The sequence below is a fragment of the Mesorhizobium sp. FG116 genome, assembly GCF_057809835.1.
This window is the reverse complement of record NZ_JBMDKS010000027.1, coordinates 13730-31087: the sequence shown is the minus strand read 5'-3', so window position 1 is coordinate 31087 and position 17358 is coordinate 13730. Positions and strand designations below refer to the sequence as shown.

At 62.4% G+C, this 17358-nt stretch carries 13 protein-coding genes; 11 read left to right on the top strand and 2 right to left on the bottom strand.

What is annotated here, in order from left to right; translation table 11 throughout:
- Window positions 1-344: 344 nt before the first annotated feature.
- Window positions 345-869 carry an Hsp20/alpha crystallin family protein gene (locus ACODTY_RS18845; protein WP_488995741.1) on the bottom strand — a complete coding sequence of 175 codons (525 nt, stop codon included), beginning with the start codon at window positions 867-869 and terminating at the stop codon, window positions 345-347.
- Between the two features lie 621 nt (window positions 870-1490).
- Between ACODTY_RS18845 and ACODTY_RS18840 the strand changes: the two genes are divergently transcribed.
- From ACODTY_RS18840 to ACODTY_RS18820, 5 genes are all read left to right on the top strand, one after another.
- Window positions 1491-2561 (top strand): HlyD family secretion protein, encoded by a 1071-nt coding sequence (locus ACODTY_RS18840; protein WP_488995740.1) that lies wholly within the window; start codon window positions 1491-1493, stop codon window positions 2559-2561.
- Window positions 2558-5305 carry a ribosome-associated ATPase/putative transporter RbbA gene (rbbA, locus tag ACODTY_RS18835; RefSeq protein ID WP_488995739.1) on the top strand — a complete coding sequence of 916 codons (2748 nt, stop codon included), beginning with the start codon at window positions 2558-2560 and terminating at the stop codon, window positions 5303-5305. Before ACODTY_RS18840 ends, rbbA begins: the two co-directional genes overlap by 4 nt.
- Complete coding sequence (locus ACODTY_RS18830; protein WP_488995738.1) at window positions 5305-6417, top strand: ABC transporter permease; 1113 nt, start codon at window positions 5305-5307, stop codon at window positions 6415-6417. The genes rbbA and ACODTY_RS18830 overlap by 1 nt, the downstream gene beginning before the upstream one ends.
- A gap of 199 nt (window positions 6418-6616) precedes the next feature.
- On the top strand, window positions 6617-8140 hold the full coding sequence (locus ACODTY_RS18825) for a bifunctional aminoglycoside phosphotransferase/ATP-binding protein (protein WP_488995737.1): 1524 nt from the start codon (window positions 6617-6619) through the stop codon (window positions 8138-8140).
- Window positions 8141-8272: 132 nt separating this feature from the next.
- Entirely contained in the window at window positions 8273-8686 is a 414-nt protein-coding gene (locus ACODTY_RS18820) for a thioredoxin domain-containing protein (protein WP_488995736.1), read from the top strand.
- A 46-nt stretch (window positions 8687-8732) separates the two neighbouring features.
- Here ACODTY_RS18820 and ACODTY_RS18815 read toward each other — a convergent pair whose 3' ends face one another.
- Window positions 8733-9188 (bottom strand): ArsR/SmtB family transcription factor, encoded by a 456-nt coding sequence (locus tag ACODTY_RS18815; protein WP_488995735.1) that lies wholly within the window; start codon window positions 9186-9188, stop codon window positions 8733-8735.
- Between ACODTY_RS18815 and ACODTY_RS18810 the strand changes: the two genes are divergently transcribed.
- From ACODTY_RS18810 to ACODTY_RS18785, 6 genes are all read left to right on the top strand, one after another.
- Entirely contained in the window at window positions 9182-10474 is a 1293-nt protein-coding gene (locus ACODTY_RS18810; protein ID WP_488995734.1) for an NAD(P)/FAD-dependent oxidoreductase, read from the top strand. The genes ACODTY_RS18815 and ACODTY_RS18810 overlap by 7 nt on opposite strands.
- A 28-nt stretch (window positions 10475-10502) precedes the next feature.
- Window positions 10503-10706 carry a YgaP family membrane protein gene (locus ACODTY_RS18805; protein ID WP_488995733.1) on the top strand — a complete coding sequence of 68 codons (204 nt, stop codon included), beginning with the start codon at window positions 10503-10505 and terminating at the stop codon, window positions 10704-10706.
- Between the two features lie 68 nt (window positions 10707-10774).
- A complete protein-coding gene (locus ACODTY_RS18800; RefSeq protein ID WP_488995732.1) occupies window positions 10775-11779 on the top strand; it encodes an efflux RND transporter periplasmic adaptor subunit in 1005 nt (334 codons plus the stop codon).
- The gene (locus tag ACODTY_RS18795; RefSeq protein WP_488995731.1) at window positions 11776-15015 is read left to right on the top strand and encodes an efflux RND transporter permease subunit; all 3240 of its coding nucleotides are present in this window, start codon (window positions 11776-11778) and stop codon (window positions 15013-15015) included. The genes ACODTY_RS18800 and ACODTY_RS18795 overlap by 4 nt, the downstream gene beginning before the upstream one ends.
- A gap of 202 nt (window positions 15016-15217) precedes the next feature.
- Window positions 15218-15760 (top strand): Spy/CpxP family protein refolding chaperone, encoded by a 543-nt coding sequence (locus ACODTY_RS18790; protein ID WP_488995730.1) that lies wholly within the window; start codon window positions 15218-15220, stop codon window positions 15758-15760.
- Between the two features lie 82 nt (window positions 15761-15842).
- Window positions 15843-17303: a phospholipase D-like domain-containing protein gene (locus tag ACODTY_RS18785; protein WP_488995781.1), complete on the top strand. Its 1461-nt coding sequence runs from the start codon at window positions 15843-15845 to the stop codon at window positions 17301-17303.
- Window positions 17304-17358 lie beyond the last annotated feature (55 nt).

The window sequence follows — 17358 nt, the reverse complement described above, 5'->3', positions numbered from 1 at the left end:
CATCGTCTCGAAAGAAGGCTATCACAAGGTCTTGGCTCGACGGAACGGCGCCGCCGCTGATACGGATGAACCCAACCAAGAATATATGCGCGTACTTAGGAGAGGAAGGGAGGAAACTGCCGCATTGTTTCATGAGGGAATTGATGAACGGCAAGTGCTCGTTCGATGCCGACTCATCGATATATCGCTTGGCGTATTGTGGCTTGGAAGATATGGCGTGATCCGACGCTCCTGCTCACGCTAGGCTGGTGCGCTCATTTAACGTGCACAAGGGCGATCAATGGAAAGGCCGAACACGGTATCACCGGCGCGCTTCCAAGGCACGCCGGTGACCGCATAAACTGTCAAGCCGCCTTGACCGCAATCGTCTTCTCAGCCTTTTTCGCCTCGGCGGTCTTGGGCAGTTTCACGCTCAGCACGCCATTGGCGAAATGTGCCTCGATCTTGTCGGCGTCGACGCCCTCGGGAAGCTGAAAGCTGCGCTGGAAAGACCCGTAGCGACGCTCAGCCAGATAGTAGTCCTTGCGCTTGTCTTCCTTTTCCTCGCTTTTCTCGCCCTTGATAGTCAGGGTATGATTGGAGAGTTTGATTTCGACGTTCTTCTCGTCAAGTCCCGGCAGCTCCGCCGTGATCTCGTAAACGTCGTCCTTCTCGACGAGATCAATCGCCGGCGCGACCTGCCATTCGGCGGAGGAGATGCGAGGTAGTTCGAAGCCCAGAACCTTTGACGGCAGGCGCCAGTCGAACGGATGGAAATCGTCAAACAACCGATCTATCTCCCTGCGCAAGCTCTCGAATGGCGCCCAATCCTCGAACTTAGCGGGCGCGTTGGTTTTCTTGACGGGCAGTTTGGTGGCAGCCTCAGCCATGGGGAATCTCCTTTAGAGTGGACGGATTGTTCGGATGCCGCCGCCCCCGCTCTTCAACCCTTTGGTCTCCCTGGAGGCGCTAGGGCCGGAGTACAGCGTATCCGCTTGCGGGATGTCATCGCCGATCCGGTCCATCGTTCGGCCGCTGCGTTTGCTAACGCCTCGTTCGCCTCGCTTCGCCCGATCCAACTCAATCCAACAAGGATTTCAGCAAACGGCCTTTTCCAGCTTCCCTCCTTGATGCGGATCAAAACCGCAGGGGCAATGCGTTCTCTCGGGGGCACATGCTCCCGTTCGACGCGAGAGTAAGTGGACAGCCGATAACGCCCTGATCCTTCTCAAGGTGCGCCTTCGACACATCTTCGTCACTGTCCGCCGCCGCCGATTGACACCGATCAAGGTCGCCGTACCCCGCTCTGGTTTTGATGGCGCAGATCGCAAGCAGCGGAGTTGCGCCATGGGCGATGTTGCCATGAACCCTCTACAGATCGATCCATCGGCCGTGCATGATTGGCCTGGCCGTGAGATCGCCCTCCCGCCTGGTCGCATCAGTGCTGAGGGCGTCTTTCCCGGCGCCGGGCAGCCCGGCCGGCCGCTGGCCAACCGCGACGGGGGACGGCAATGACGATAGGTCGGCGCATGTGGCTCACGGTCGGCGTGTTGGCAGCGCTCGCCGCCATTGGATATTATGTTTGGCAGCAATCCCATAACGGCGTGCTGCCGGAAGGCCTGGCGAGCGGTAACGGCCGCATCGAGGCGGTCGAGATCGACGTTTCGGCGAAATCGCCGGGACGTATCAAGGAGATCCTTGTCGGCGAAGGCGATTTCGTAAAGACGGGCGATGTGCTTGCCCGGATGGACACGACACAGCTCGAAGCCCAGCGCCGGCAAGCTGAGGCGCAGCTTCAGCGCGCCGAGATCGGCGTCGATACAGCCAACACGCTGATCGTCCAGCGAAAGGCCGAAAGGACTGCGGCGGCAGCCGTTGTCACACAGCGCCAAGCAGAGCTCGACGCCGCCGAGCGCACATTGGAGCGCTCGGAGCAACTGGCGGCCACCAACACGATATCGCAGCAGGTGCTCGACAACGATCGCGCGGCAGAGCGTAGCTCGGCGGCGGCAGTAGCGGCGGCCGAAGCCCAGCTTGCTGCCAGCGCGGCGGCCATCAATGCCGCCAAAGCGCTGGTAGTGGATGCGCAAGCGGCGGTGGAATCGGCACATGCGGAGATCGAGAGCATCGTCGCCGAAATAGACGACGCGACGCTGCGTTCGCCACGCGACGGACGCGTGCAGTACCGGGTGGCCGAGCCAGGCGAAGTGCTGGGCAGCGGTGGCAGGGTGCTGAACCTTGTCGATCTGGGCGACGTTTACATGACTTTCTTCCTACCGACCGCGCAGGCTGGGCGCGTGGCGATCGGCGCCGAAATCCGGCTCGTCCTCGACGCCGCGCCCCAATACGTCATCCCTGCGAAAGCGACGTTCGTCGCCGATGTCGCACAGTTCACACCGAAGACAGTCGAGACCGAGGAGGAGCGTCAGAAACTGATGTTCCGCATAAAGGCGCAAATTCCTCCCGAACTGCTGCGAAAATATATCCAGCAGGTGAAGACCGGCCTACCCGGCGTCGCCTATGTCCGGATTGATCCCAATGTCGAATGGCCTGCCGCCCTGCAGAAAACGTTGCTGCAATGAACCATGGCGCGGCGACTGCGGACATAGTGGCACGACTGCAAGGCGTCGGCCTTTCCTATGGAAAGACGCGCGCTCTCGAGGCGGTCACCCTCGACATTCCGTCCGGCTGCATGGTGGGGCTAATCGGCCCAGACGGTGTCGGCAAATCGAGTCTGCTTGCGCTGATCGCAGGCGCCCGGACCATCCAGACCGGCCATGTCGAAGTCCTCGGCGGCGACATGGCGAACACGGCACATCGGCGCAGCGCCTACCCGCGCATCGCCTACATGCCCCAGGGACTCGGGCGCAACCTCTATCCGACGCTTTCCGTGTTCGACAATGTCGATTTCTTCGGCCGCCTCTTCGGACACGAAATAGGTGAACGCGAGCATCGCATCAGGAACCTCCTGGAAAGCACGGGGCTCGCCCCGTTCGCCAGCCGCCCGGTCGCCAACCTTTCGGGAGGCATGAAACAGAAACTCGGTCTTTGCTGCGCGCTCATCCATGATCCGGACCTGCTGATACTGGACGAGCCAACCACCGGCATCGATCCGCTCTCGCGCCGGCAGTTCTGGCAATTGATCGAGCGGATACGGAGCAGCCGCGAAGGCATGAGCGTCATAGTGGCCACGGCTTACATGGAGGAGGCTGCACGGTTCGACTGGCTCATCGCCATGGATGGCGGGCGCGTGCTCGCTTCCGGTACGCCGGACGAGCTTCTGGAGCACACGGGAACCAGCGAACTCGACGCGGCCTTCATCGCCCTACTCCCGGCCGCTAAACGTGAAGGCTACCGCGAGGTCGTCATTCCACCACGGCCGGCGGACGCCGGCGGCGAGGCGGCGATCGAGGCCGATCACCTGACCAAGCGGTTCGGCGATTTCACCGCCGTCGACGACGCCAGTTTCCGTATCCATCGCGGCGAGATTTTCGGCTTCATCGGATCGAACGGCTGCGGCAAGACGACCACCATGAAGATGCTGACAGGCCTTCTGGACGCCAGCGACGGCCGGGCCATGCTTTTTGGGCGCGAAGTCGATCCGCGGAACGTCGAAGTCAGGCGCCGCGTCGGCTACATGTCGCAGGGATTCTCGCTCTATTCGGAACTGACGGTGCGCCAGAACCTCGAACTCCACGCTCGCCTGTTCGGCCTTCCCGCCGGCGGCATCGACGGGAGGGTCGACGAGGTTGCGCGACAATTCGAACTGACGGGAATTCTGGACGCGTGGCCGGAGGCGCTGCCGCTCGGCAACCGCCAGCGCCTGTCGCTGGCAGTCGCCATGATCCACGCGCCGGATGTCCTCATCCTCGACGAACCGACGTCCGGCGCCGATCCCGTTGCTCGCGACGGGTTCTGGACGATCCTCGTCGATCTGTCTCGGGGCCTGAACGTGACCGTCTTCGTCTCCACCCACTTCATGAACGAGGCGGAACGCTGCGACCGGATTGCGCTGATGCACGCAGGCAAGGTCCTCGTGTGCGACACGCCGGCCGCCATCGTTGGCAGCTGCGGCACGCCGACGCTGGAGGCGGCCTTCGTGGATTATCTGGAAGATGCGGCGAACGGCGGGCAGGTCGCCGACATGGCCGAACCACTCCCGAAAGTCGCCCGCCCATCCGCAGGCGACGCCCGCCGCCTTTTCGATTTCCGTCGCATGTACGCCTACACGCGGAGGGAGACGTTTGAACTGCTGCGCGATCCGATCCGCGCGACGCTCGCCACCGTGGGCAGCCTCATCCTAATGTTCGTGATCGGCTACGGCATAAACATGGATGTCGAGAACCTTACCTTCGCCATCCTCGACCATGACGACACCGCCATCAGCCGCAACTACGCTCTGCAGCTATCTGGCTCCCGTTTCTTCACCGAGAAACCGCCGCTCGCCGGATACGCCGACATGGACAGGCGCATGGAAAGCGGCGAGATCGCGCTGGCGCTGGAAATCCCGCCGGGCTTCGCGCGCGACCTTTCGCGCGGCCGCCAGATTTCGGTCGGTGCCTGGATCGACGGCGCGATGCCGGCGCGGGCCGAAACGGTGCGCGGCTATGTCGAGGGGATGCACGCGAACTGGCTCATGCAGAAGGCCCGCGAGCTTTACGGTGATGTCGCCGCGCAAGGCGCCTTCCAGCTAGAGGTCCGCTACCGCTACAACCCGGATGTTCGCAGCCTGGACGCGATGGCGCCAGCGGTGATCCCGATGCTGCTCCTGATGATTCCGTCCATGCTCGCCGTGCTGAGCGTCGTGCGAGAGAAGGAACTCGGCTCGATCGTCAATTTCTATGTCACGCCGGTAACCCGCATGGAATTCCTGCTCGGCAAGCAGATCCCTTATGTCGGGATCGCCATGTTGAACTTTCTGTTGCTGACGGCCTTTGCGGTCTTTGTATTCCGCGTGCCGCTGACGGGCAGCCTGGCAACTCTGACAGCGGCCGCCTTCCTCTACGTCGTAGTCGCAACGGCGATGGGCCTATTCCTCTCCACCTTCATGCGCAGCCAGATCGCCGCGATCTTCGGCACCGTGCTGATCACCATGATCCCAGCCGCGCAATATTCGGGAATGATCGATCCCGTGTCGTCGCTGCAAGGCGTCGGCGCCTTCATCGGGCAGGTCTATCCGGCGACCTACTTCATGACTATCTCGCGCGGCGTCTTCTCCAAGGGGCTCGGCTTCGGTGACCTGTCGGGCGCACTCGTCCCGCTGCTCATCGCGATCCCCGTTTTCATCGGCCTCAGTGCCGCTTTCCTCAGGAAGCAGGAACGCTGATGCGGCTCGCCAACATCTTCCATCTGGGCGTGAAGGAATTGCGGGGGCTCGGCCGTAACACCATGTTGCTGGTGCTGGTCGTGTATGCCTTTTCAGTGGCGATCTATGTCGGCTCGCAGGCCATGCCCGAAACCCTTAACCGGGCGCCGATCGCCATCGTGGACGAGGATCAGTCGGCCGTATCCTCACGCATCGCCAACGCGTTCTATCTTCCCTATTTCATGCCGCCCCGGTTTATTGCACAGCCTGAGATGGATCTCAGGATGGACGCCGGCCTCGATACCTTCGCCCTCGACATTCCACCGAACTTCCAGCGCGACCTTTTGGCGGGACGCTCGCCCACCATCCAGCTCAACATAGACGCCACGCGCATGTCGCAGGCGTTCACCGGCGGCGGCTATGTCCAGTCCGTCGTCACAGGCGAGGTCGAGGAATTCCTCTCCCGCCACAGGACAGAGAGGCACTTGCCAGTGGAACTCGACCTGCGCGCACGGTTCAACCCGGAGCTGAACAAAGGATGGTTTGGCGCCATCAACGAGATGATCGAGGCCATCACGATGCTTTCCGTCATTCTCACAGGCGCCGCGCTGATCCGAGAGCGCGAGCACGGCACCATCGAACACCTGCTGGTCATGCCCGTCACCGCCTTCGAGATCATGGTCGGCAAGATCTGGTCCATGGGAGCCGTCGTTCTGGTGGCAACGGCGTTCTGTCTTTTCATTGTCGTGGAAAACCTGCTCGCTGTCCCGATAGAAGGGTCGCGGCTTCTGTTCATGGCCGGGGCGGGGCTCGACATAGTGGCCATGACCTGTCTTGGACTGTTTCTGGCGACCGTCGCCGGATCGATGCCTCAGTTCGCCCTGCTGGTGATGATGGTGCTGATGCCGCTTCAGTTGCTGTCGGGTGGCGTCACGCCGCGCGAGAACATGCCCGAGATCATCCAGATCATCATGTATGCGGCGCCCAACACGCATTTCGTGATCCTGGCCCAAGCCGTACTGTTTCGCGGCGCAGGCTTGGCCGTGGCCTGGCCGCAGTTTCTCGCGCTGGCAGCCATAGGCGCCACTTTGTTCGCTTTTTCACTGCACCGTTTTCGCCAATTCCTGCGATAAACGATCGACGGCATGGCCGCAGAAACACATTGTCCCGACGAGCGGCAAGCCGAAGCGCATATTTTGATTCCGCGCAAAGCGTGTTCCGTGAACGCGGACGATGATGCATCGCGTACACGGGTCTGCTGGATGGAGCATGCAGGCCCCTGCCCGCTTACAGAATGACTGCAAAGTCCGCACGGCATTTCAGGAGGCGTCTTTGAGCCAGTTCGACCAGACTGACGCGGTCGCCTTCTTGTCCGACCCGGCAGCACTTGGGATCATAACGCCCGTCGAGACCATCGAGACGCACATCTCCCGGATCTTTCTGGCGAGCGACCGCGCTTTCAAGATGAAGCGGGCAGTCAAGCTGCCATATGTCGACTTCTCGACACCCGAACTTCGTTTCGCCGCGTGCCGCAAGGAAGTCGAGCTTAATTCCACGACGGCTCCTGGCCTCTATCTGGGCGTCAGGCGCATCACGCGCGAGACCGGCGGCAAGCTCGCATTCGATGGCGAGGGAGAACTCGTCGAGGCTGTCGTGGAGATGCAGCGTTTCAGGCAGTCCGCCCTTTTGGACCGCATGGCGGAAGCCGGTGCGCTGACGCCCGACCTGATGACACGGACGGCACTCATGATCGCACATTTCCATCGTCAGGCGCCGGTAGTCCATGCCGGAGAAGGTACTGCGAACCTTGCAGGCGTACTGGACATCAACAGGGCCGGCTTCGCCACCAGTCATGTATTCAGCAAGATGGAAGTCGAAGCGCTCGATGCCGCGTTCCGGACAGCGCTGTCGCGTCATGGCGACGTGTTGAACCAGCGTGAGTTGGCCGGCAAAGTGCGGCGCTGCCACGGCGACCTGCATTTGCGGAACATCTGCCTATTAGATGACGAGCCGTCCCTATTCGACTGCATCGAGTTCAATGACAGCATCGCAACGGTCGACGTGCTTTACGACCTGGCGTTCCTGCTGATGGATCTGTGGCACCGTGGTTTCCCGGAATTGGCGAATCTCGTGGCAAACCGTTATCTCGACGAGACCGACAACGAGGACGGCTTCGCGCTCTTGCCCTTCATGATGGCCGTCAGGGCGGCAGTTCGCGCGCATGTCACCGGCACTCAGATGGAAGAGGACGGCGACCCGTCCGGCAATTTGCGGGGGGAGGCTCGCGCCTATTTCGACCTCGCGACGAATCTTCTGAAGGAGCGCCCCGCCCGGCTCATCGCCATCGGTGGACTGAGCGGTTCAGGGAAGACGACCATAGCAGAGGCGCTTGCTTCCCATGTCGGGGCGCCGCCTGGTGCGCGTATCGTGGAGAGCGATCGCATCCGCAAGGCGTTGCACGGCGTGCCGCCCGAAACACGCTTGCCCGAGAAAGCCTATCGGCCGGAAATCTCGGTGCGGGTCTATCGGGATATGGCATGGCGCTCGAGCCTTATCCTTGCCGAGGGCGGATCGGTGGTGGCCGACGCGGTATTCGAACGACAGCAGGACCGTATGCACATAGAGCGAGCAGCCGGGGACCGGCACGCGCCTTTTCTCGGCATCTGGCTGGACGCCGTTCCCGATGTTTTGTGGCGCCGTGTCGACCAGCGACACGGCGGCCCGTCCGACGCGACCATCGAAATCCTGTCGCGCCAGTTGGAAAGAGACCCAGGAGAAATCGCATGGCAACGCCTCGACGCCGCACGACAGCCGGCCGTGATCGTCGCTGACATTCTGGCCCTGCCTATCATTTGACCGTCCAGAGCAGCTGCGGTCTGACGCAGAATCCGGATAATGTCGTCTTTCTGAATGCCGGGTCGGCAGGACCGCGCTGGAGCAACGGGGCTTGGAAAGCGGCCTGCGTCGTTTCAAAGAGGAAGAGCCGTCATGCGCGATAAGATGATCGTCTGCAGCCATTGCGACAGCATCGACCGCTTGTCCGAAGCGCGCTCGGCATTGGAGGCGAAATGCGGAAGATGCGGCCGCAAGCTGTTTGCCGCATCTCCTCAGGACGTGAGCGGCACAACATTCGAGCGCTACGTGGCGCAAACGACCATACCTTTGCTGGTGGATGTGTGGGATCTCTGGTGCGGTCCCTCCCGCGTCATGGCACAAACCTATGAGGCAGCTGCAAGAGAGCTGGAACCGGCTGTGGTCTTGGTAAAACTCAACTCCTACCGGGAGCAGGCTATCTCGGCGCAACTCGGCATCCGATGTATTCCGACGATGATACTCTTCCACGGCGGCAAGGAGATTGCGCGGACGTCCGGAGCGGTGTCCTCTGGGCAAATAGTTCGCTAGGTTCGCGAACGGCTGCCCTCAGCGGCAGTCTAGGACCGGTTAACGCTCATGGAACGCGCTTCGTCCCCTCTGCAGGGATACTTGGACAAAATGCCTTGTGCATCGCTTCCACCACGGTCAGCACCTCGGGGCGCGCGATGCGGTAATGAACCGTCGTTCCTTCCCGTCGCGATTCCACCAGGCCGTCGGCCCTGAGCCGCATAAGCTGCTGCGACATCGGTACCTGTTCGATGTCCAGTTCTTGCCGGAGTTGGGCGACGGACTTCTCCTCGGCGCCGAGCGCACACAGGACCAGCAGGCGTTGCGGATGCGACAGGCTGCGCAGCAGTTCGGCAGCCTTGCCGGACGCGGGGATCATTTCCTTTACATTCATGTTCTTGAATTTATAATCTTTGAATGTTAAATGCAACTTGCTCGATGCGACTTGTGCCAGATCAAGGCAGGGGCCGCGCGATGCAGCGATAATAAGACAAATTCTCAGGGAGGTAACGGTCCATGGCACAAATCGTCGTTCTCGGCGCCGGCCTCGGCGGCACCATCATGGCTTTCGAGATGAAGGAAAAGATGCGGCCCGAAGACGCTCTGACGGTCGTCAACCAGGGCAGCACCTATTCCTTCGTGCCGTCCAATCCCTGGGTTGCGGTCGGTTGGCGCGAACGCGAGGACATCACCGTCGATCTTGCGGGGGTATTCTCCCGGCGCGGCATCGGCTTCAGGCCCGAAGGCGCGCGCCGCGTTCATCCGACCGAAAACCGCGTCGAACTCAACGACGGCTCCTCCCTCGACTACGACTACCTGATCGTCGCCACCGGACCGGAGCTGGCCTTCGACGAGGTGCCGGGCCTGGGGCCTGCCGGCCATACGCAGTCCATCTGCCAGATCGACCATGCAGCCGAGACCAGGACCGCGTTCGAGGCGCTGCTGGAGGCGCCGGGACCGATAGTGGTGGGAGCCGTTCAAGGCGCTTCCTGCTTCGGCCCGGCCTACGAATTCGCCTTCATCCTCGACACGGCGTTGCGCAACGCAAAAAAGCGCGACCGGGTGCCGATGACCTTCGTGACGCCGGAGCCCTATATCGGCCATCTCGGACTGGATGGGGTTGGTGACACCAAGAGCCTGCTCGAGAGCGCCATGCGCGAGCGCCATATCAAGTGGATCACCAACGCCAGGGTCACTTCCGTGGACAAGGCCATGATACATGTCGAGGAAGTCGATGAGAACGGCAAGATGAAGACCGTTCACGACCTGCCCTTTACGTTCTCCATGATGCTGCCTGCCTTTCGCGGCGTGGCGGCCGTCCACGGCATCGAAGGCCTGACCAACCCGCGCGGCTTCGTCACCATCGACAAGCACCAGCGCAACGTGGCCTTCCCGAACGTGTTCGCCATCGGCGTGGGCGTAGCCATCCCGCCGGTTGGCAAGACCCCGCTGCCCGTCGGCGTGCCCAAGACCGGTTTCATGATCGAATCGATGGTGACCGCGACGGCAGCCAACGTCGCCGCCCTGCTGCGAGGAGAGACGCCGCGCGCCGTCGCCACCTGGAACGCAGTGTGCCTGGCCGATTTCGGCGACGAGGGCATCGCTTTCGTGGCGCAGCCGCAGATTCCGCCGCGCAACGTCAACTGGTCCTCGCAGGGCAAGTGGGTGCACGCAGCCAAGGTCGGCTTCGAGAAATACTTCCTGCACAAGGTGCGCACCGGCAAGAGCGAGACCTTCTATGAGAACCTGACGCTGGACCTGCTCGGCATAAGGAAGCTCAAGGACATTCATCTGGAGCCGACGCAATGAGCGGCCGGCCGCAAGCAAGGAGAGAACTATGACCCTCGATCGTGCCGTTCTGATGTTCGCCGGCTTTATGGTGCTGGCCTCGCTGGCGCTCGGCTACTTCGTTTCGCCCTGGTGGTATCTGCTCACCGCCTTCGCCGGCATCAACATGCTGCAGGCGTCGGTAACCGGCTTCTGCCCGGCGGCGATGCTGTTCAAGCGGCTCGGCTGCAAGTCGGGCATCGCTTTCAAGTAACGTGCATACCCGCGTGCCCCGGCACGCGGGTTGACCGCTTCAAGATTTTCCAGCTTTCCGGGCTTCCTATGTTCCGTTCTTTTCTTCCGGCAGCCATTGCGGCTGCGGCCGTCACAGTCTCGCAAGCAACCTTCGCAGCCGACTTCGTGGTGCGCGCCACCACCGTCGTCGAGATGAAGGCCGTGTTCGGCGAGGTTGAGAGCCGTACCGTCGTGCCTGCGCGCGCCCGCATCGGCGGAACCATCCGCGAAATCCGCATCAGCGAGGGCAGCGAGGTCAAGGAGGGCGACGTCATCGGCGTGGTCGTCGACGACAAGATCGCGCTCCAGCTTGCCGCCGCCGACGCAAAAATCGCCGCGCTGAAGTCGCAGCTTGCGAATGCGCGCACCGAACTGGAACGCGCCCGGCAACTCGTCACGCAAGGCGTCGCCACGCAGAGCCGGCTTGATGCGGCGCGAACCGCGCTGGAGGTAGCGACCAATCAGGTTGTGGCGGCGGATGCCGACAAGGCAGTGATCGCCCAAGGGGCCCGCGAGGGTGATGTGTTGGCCCCGGCCACCGGGCGCGTGCTTACTGTACCCGTTACAGCAGGCTCGGTTCTCCTTGCCGGCGAAGCGATCGCCCGCATCGCGACCGGCCCCTATTACCTTCGCCTGTCGCTGCCGGAACGGCATGCCGCCGAGATCGCCGAAGGTGCGGCGGTGGAAGTGGAGACGCGCGGCCGGACGCAGGCTCCCGGGGCGTCCGAAGCGACTGTTCGCGGCAGAATCGTCAAGGTCTATCCTGAAATTGCCGATGGGCGCGTCATCGCGGACGTCGATGTGTCAGGCGTCGGCAGCTATTTCGTCAACGAGCGCACCCTGGTCTCGATCCCGGTCGGCAAGCGTTCCGTTCTTGCCGTGCCATCGAACGCGGTGACCTCGCTGCACGGCATAGACTACGTCCGGCTTGCGGCAGCGGCCGGGCCGATGGACGTCGCCGTCATCCTCGGCGCGACCTTCGAAAGCCAAGGCGAGGCGCTCGTCGAGATCCTGACCGGCCTGAAGGACGGCGACCGGATCGTGCTGCCATGAAGGGCCTCGGCATCGCCGGCGGGCTGACCCGCGCTTTCATCGCCTCCCCCCTGACGCCGCTATTCCTGCTTGCAGCGCTTGCGCTCGGGCTGATCGCGCTTGTCACGCTGCCACGTGAGGAGGAGCCGCAGATCTCAGTTCCGATGGTGGACATCCACGTCGCCGCCAACGGCCTCAGGGCGGAAGATGCCGTCAAGCTGGTCACCGAGCCGCTGGAGACCATCGTCAAAAGCATCGACGACGTCGAGCATGTCTATTCCCAGACCGAGGACGACGGTGTGCTGGTCACAGCCCGCTTCGAAGTTGGCACCGATGCCGATGCGGCAGTGCTCAGGGTGCGCGAGAAGATCGGCGCCAACATGGACCGGATTCCGGTCGGCATACCCGAGCCCCTGATCGTCCGCCGTGGCATCGACGACGTGGCGATCGTGGTCGTCACCTTGCGCCCCACTTCGGAAACGGCGGCAAGATGGACCGCCAACGGTTTGACCCGGCTGGCCCGCGAGTTACAGGTCGAGGTCTCGAAACTTCCCGATATCGGACTCACTTACATCGTCGGCGAACAGCCGGAAGCGATCGAAGTCGAACCCGATCCCGAGAAACTGTCGCTTTACGGCATCACGCTGCAGCAGCTCGCTGCCAAGATAGACGGCGCCAATCGGTCGTTCCGGGTAGGCACAGTGCGCGAAGACGGCCAGCAGCGGGCGATCGTGGCCGGCCAGACCCTGCGCGATCTGCCTGAGATCAGCAATCTTCTTCTCACGGCGCGGGACGGTCGCCCCGTCTACGTGCGCGACGTCGCTAAGGTTGTGCTGGCGACGTCGCCGGCAGAAAACCGTGTCACCGACATCAGCCGAGCCGATAGCGGCTTCGTCCGGACGCCGGCGATCTCGCTCGCCATCGCCAAGCGGCCTGGAACCAACGCCGTGGTCATCGCCGAGGAGATTACCAAGCGCCTCGAACAGGTGCGCGGCCAGATCTTCCCAAAAGATGTCGAAATGACGGTTACGCGCAACTATGGCGAGACCGCCAACGAAAAGGCGAACGAGCTTCTTTTCCATCTCGGCCTCGCCACGGTCTCGATCGTAGTGCTGGTGGCGATCGCCATCGGCTGGCGCGAAGCGCTCGTGGTGGCTGTGGTGATCCCGACGACCATCCTGCTGACGCTCTTTGCCTCGTGGATCATGGGCTACACGCTCAATCGAGTCAGCCTGTTCGCGCTTATCTTTTCGATCGGCATCCTGGTCGACGATGCCATCGTGGTCATCGAGAACATCGCCCGGCATTGGGCGATGCGCGACGGCCGTTCGCGCGTGCAGGCGGCCATTGACGCCGTGGCCGAAGTCGGCAATCCGACGATCGTGGCCACGCTGACGGTGGTAGCCGCACTCCTGCCGATGCTGTTCGTGTCGGGCATGATGGGGCCTTATATGAGCCCGATCCCGGCCAACGCCTCGGCTGCGATGGTGTTCTCCTTCTTCGTGGCCGTCATCCTCACGCCATGGCTGATGGTCAAGATCGCGAGGAAAGACGCTTCCGCTGGCCACGGCCACACGCAAGGTGCAGACGGCGGACGGCTCGGGCGACTTTACGTTGCGGTTGCCGGACCGATCCTCAAGAGCCGGGCACGCGCATGGATTTTCCTGCTCCTCGTCGGCACGGCCACGCTCGGCTCGCTGGCCCTGTTCTACACCGAAAATGTAGCGGTGAAGCTTTTGCCTTTCGACAACAAGGCAAACCTGCAGGTCGTGCTCGATCTACCCAAGGGCTCCTCCGTGGAGGACACCGATCGGACGCTGCAGGAAATGGTCGGGCGTCTTGAGACCGTGCCGGAGGTCGTCTCGTTCCAGACCTACGCCGGCACTTCCGCTCCGTTCGACTTCAACGGACTGGTGCGCCATTACTATCTGCGTTCCGGCCCCGAGCAGGGCGACATTGCCGTCAACCTCTTGGCCAAGGGCGAGCGCAAGCGCTCCAGCCATGCCATTGCCCTAGACATCCGCGAGCGCCTGAAGGGGCTCGCCCTTCCGAAAGGCGCGGTGGTCAAGGTGGTGGAGCCGCCGCCGGGACCGCCGGTGCTCGGCACGCTGCTGGCCGAAATCTATGGTCCCGACGCTGAAACCCGCCGGGCCGTCGCCGCAAAGGTGCGCGAGGCGTTCGCCAGCGTGCCGTTCATCGTCGATGTCGACGACAGCTACCGCAACCGATCCGGGCGCGTGCGCGTCTCCATCGACCAGGACAATCTGGAATTCTACCGGGTCGAGCAGTCGGACGTCTACGAAACGCTGAATGCGCTCTATGCCGGCAAGACTGTCGGCTACTCGCATCGTGGCGGCGGGCGCCAGCCCATCCCGATCCGCGTCACCCTTGCCAAGAGTGACTCCGTGGTCAACGAAAGCATGCTGACGACCCCGGTGCCGGCCAACGCCTTGCCCGGCGGGCGTGACGTGGTGGAACTCGGCGACGTCGTCTCGGTGTCTCGAGAGCCGGCTTCGTGGCCGATCTTCCGACACAACGGCCGGGCTGCGGAAATGGTGATGGCGGAACTTGCCGGTGCCTATGAAGCGCCGATCTACGGCATGCTGGCAGTCGACAAGGCCATCGCCAAGATCGACTGGGGCGCTCTGCCCACGCCGGCGGTTGCACTGCATGGCCAGCCCGACGACGAGACCCGCGCGACGCTGCTGTGGGACGGAGAATGGGAGGTGACCTGGGTGACCTTCCGCGACATGGGCGGCGCCTTCATGGTGGCGATCCTCGGCATCTACATACTGGTGGTGGCCCAGTTCGGTTCGTTCAGGCTTCCGTTGGTCATCCTGACGCCGATCCCGCTCACCTTCATCGGCATCATGCTCGGCCATTGGCTGTTCGGCGCACCTTTCACGGCGACCTCGATGATTGGCTTCATCGCGCTCGCCGGCATCATCGTGCGCAATTCGATCCTGTTGGTCGACTTTATTCGGCAAACCGGCGGTATCGACCGTCCCCTTGCCGACGTCCTGCTGGAGGCCGGCGCAATCCGCTTCAAGCCAATCCTGCTAACCGCGCTCGCGGCAATGATCGGCGCGGCCGTGATTCTTACCGATCCGATCTTCCAGGGCCTGGCCATCTCGCTGCTTTTCGGCCTCGCCTCGTCTACCGCCCTTACCGTGCTCGTCATCCCTGCCATCTACATTGCACTGCGGGGCGAGCGCCACGACCAAGCCAAGCTCAAATCCGCGGTTGAAAACATCTGAATGCGACGCTTGTGCCGTTTGACCTCCTTACATGCTCGTCCGGCCTGAGACGCCTCGCTTCGATCGCGAGGCTTTCAAAATCGGCGACAGGACCGATTGCGCCGGCGCCATATGACTTGACGTGGATCAAGGCCCGCCAGGACAGAACATGCTCGAGTGATGAACAGGCCCGTGTCGGGCACGCATTTCAATGGAGGTTCCAATGTCGAGATCATGGATTGGAGCGGCGCTCGCGACCATGGCTGTCGTCACCTTGATCAGCGGCCCTGTCGCCGGCGACGAGCGCGGCTGGTGGCCGCACTGGAGCTGGGATCGCATGATGGGCGACGATTGGGGTCCGGGAATGATGGGATGGTGGTGGGGTTCGGACGGCGTGGTCGAACGCGTCGACGGGCGACTTGCCTACATGAAGACCGAACTGAAGATAACGTCCGAACAAACAGCGGCATGGGATGCGTTCGCCGCTGTCGTTCGAACGTCGGTAAAGGCGCACAATGACATGATGCGCTCGGGAGCCGAGGAATTCGAAGACGGAGCGTTGTTCGACAAGCCCCTGCCCGAACAGTTGGCATTCCGGATCACGCGGATGGAGGCACACCTGGCGCAGATCAAATCCGTCAAGGCAGCCATAGATGATCTTTACGCCGTTCTCACGGACGAGCAGAAGGCCGTCGCGGACGACGTCGTTCTTCCGCTAACGGGCCTTGGGATGGGCCGCGGCCAGGGTCGGTATATGATGCAGTAGCGAAAGGCTACGTGAGCGCAAGAGTGGGCTTTGAATATCCTCACATGGACGGCAGCGCCGATGAGTGCATAAGTTGTCCGCCATGTGGACACAGATCGTCACCCATTGGCCTCATATACTCGCAGTCGTCTCGACATTGATCGCAACGGTCGCTGCCGCGCATGCTGCAATGACGAAAGACGAAGTGCGCGCTGCCATCGGCTGGGTCGGCGTCATTCTGCTGTCGCCGCTGATAGGCGCGCTGCTCTATGCTGTTGCCGGCATCAACCGCATCAGGCGCGTCTCGATTGCTGCGGAACGGTCGGCGGCCGGTCACGAGGTGCTGGAACATCCGCGCTTCGATGCGACCTCCGACGGCGTCGCCAGCCGCTTCGGCAGGCGATTTGCCGCGCTGAAGATCGCAGGCGACCGGATAACCCACCATGCCCTGACGACGGCGAACGCCATCACCAAGCTGGATACCGGCGACGACGCCTACACCGCGATGATCGCAGCAATTTCCGCCGCACGGCGCAGCGTCGTCCTGGAGACCTACATTTTCGACCGTGATCCGATCGGGTTGCGTATTGCAGACGCCTTGATCGATGCAGCACGGCGTGGCGTCGCCGTGCGCGTGCTGATCGACGCGGTCGGTGCGCGCTATTCCGTTCCCAGCATTGTCGGTTATCTGAGCGAGGGAGGCGTCACCACACGCGTATTCAATGGCCGCATCATCACCGGGCTGCGACTGCCCTACGCCAATCTGAGAACACACCGGAAGATTCTGGTGGTGGATGGCGCCGTCGGCTTCGTCGGCGGGATGAACATCAGGCAAGGTTTCACCGCGGAATTTGCCGGGGCTGAGATGGCGCACGACACGCATTTCCGCATTGAAGGGCCAGTGATTGCAGATATCTTCTCGGTTGCGGCGGAGGACTGGTATTTCGCCAGCGGCGAGCGGCTGCATGGCGATGCCTGGCGTATTGTCTCCGAAGCTTCCGGCGAGCCCGGTTCCCCCGTCTTCATCCGCACCCTTCCTTCCGGCCCCGATGCGAGCCTCGAAGCCAACCACAAGATGCTTATGGGCGCCTTCTCCGTCGCGCGCCGGTCCATCCGTATCATGTCGCCCTACTTCCTGCCCGACCGCGAACTGATCAGTGCGCTGACGACCGCTGCCCGGCGCGGGATCGACATCGACATCGTGGTGCCGTCCACAAACAATCTCCTTCTCGTCGACCGTGCGATGACGGCCCAGTTCGATCAGGTCGTCCGGAGCTATTGCCGGGTCTGGCGCAGGCAGGGACCTTTCGACCATTCCAAGCTGCTTGTCGTCGATTCCGTTTGGGCCTTCGTCGGCTCTTCCAACCTCGATCCGCGCTCGCTGAGGCTGAACTTCGAAATCGATCTCGAAGTGCTGGACGCCGGTTTCGCCGCCAGGATTGAACGGCAGATCGAGGCCGCGATCGGCTCGGCTGTAGAGGTGACTTTGGAAAGTTTGCGCGCCAGACCGTTCCTGGAGCGTCTGATCGACCGTTTTTTGTGGCTCGGATCGCCTTACCTTTGACGGACAGGCCGTGCTTCATCTATCGATTGCAGTGGAATTCGCCGATACCCAGATA

Excerpts from the sequence above, each read along its gene's own strand:
- ACODTY_RS18845 (WP_488995741.1), bottom strand. The coding sequence starts at position 869 with ATGGCTGAGGCTGCCACCAAACTGCCCGTCAAGAAAACCAACGCGCCC.
- ACODTY_RS18805 (WP_488995733.1), top strand. The coding sequence starts at position 10,503 with ATGACCCTCGATCGTGCCGTTCTGATGTTCGCCGGCTTTATGGTGCTG.
- ACODTY_RS18810 (WP_488995734.1), top strand. The coding sequence starts at position 9,182 with ATGGCACAAATCGTCGTTCTCGGCGCCGGCCTCGGCGGCACCATCATG.
- ACODTY_RS18795 (WP_488995731.1), top strand. The coding sequence starts at position 11,776 with ATGAAGGGCCTCGGCATCGCCGGCGGGCTGACCCGCGCTTTCATCGCC.
- ACODTY_RS18840 (WP_488995740.1), top strand. The coding sequence starts at position 1,491 with ATGACGATAGGTCGGCGCATGTGGCTCACGGTCGGCGTGTTGGCAGCG.
- ACODTY_RS18785 (WP_488995781.1), top strand. The coding sequence starts at position 15,843 with ATGTGGACACAGATCGTCACCCATTGGCCTCATATACTCGCAGTCGTC.
- ACODTY_RS18820 (WP_488995736.1), top strand. The coding sequence starts at position 8,273 with ATGCGCGATAAGATGATCGTCTGCAGCCATTGCGACAGCATCGACCGC.
- ACODTY_RS18800 (WP_488995732.1), top strand. The coding sequence starts at position 10,775 with ATGTTCCGTTCTTTTCTTCCGGCAGCCATTGCGGCTGCGGCCGTCACA.
- ACODTY_RS18830 (WP_488995738.1), top strand. The coding sequence starts at position 5,305 with ATGCGGCTCGCCAACATCTTCCATCTGGGCGTGAAGGAATTGCGGGGG.
- rbbA (WP_488995739.1), top strand. The coding sequence starts at position 2,558 with ATGAACCATGGCGCGGCGACTGCGGACATAGTGGCACGACTGCAAGGC.
- ACODTY_RS18790 (WP_488995730.1), top strand. The coding sequence starts at position 15,218 with ATGTCGAGATCATGGATTGGAGCGGCGCTCGCGACCATGGCTGTCGTC.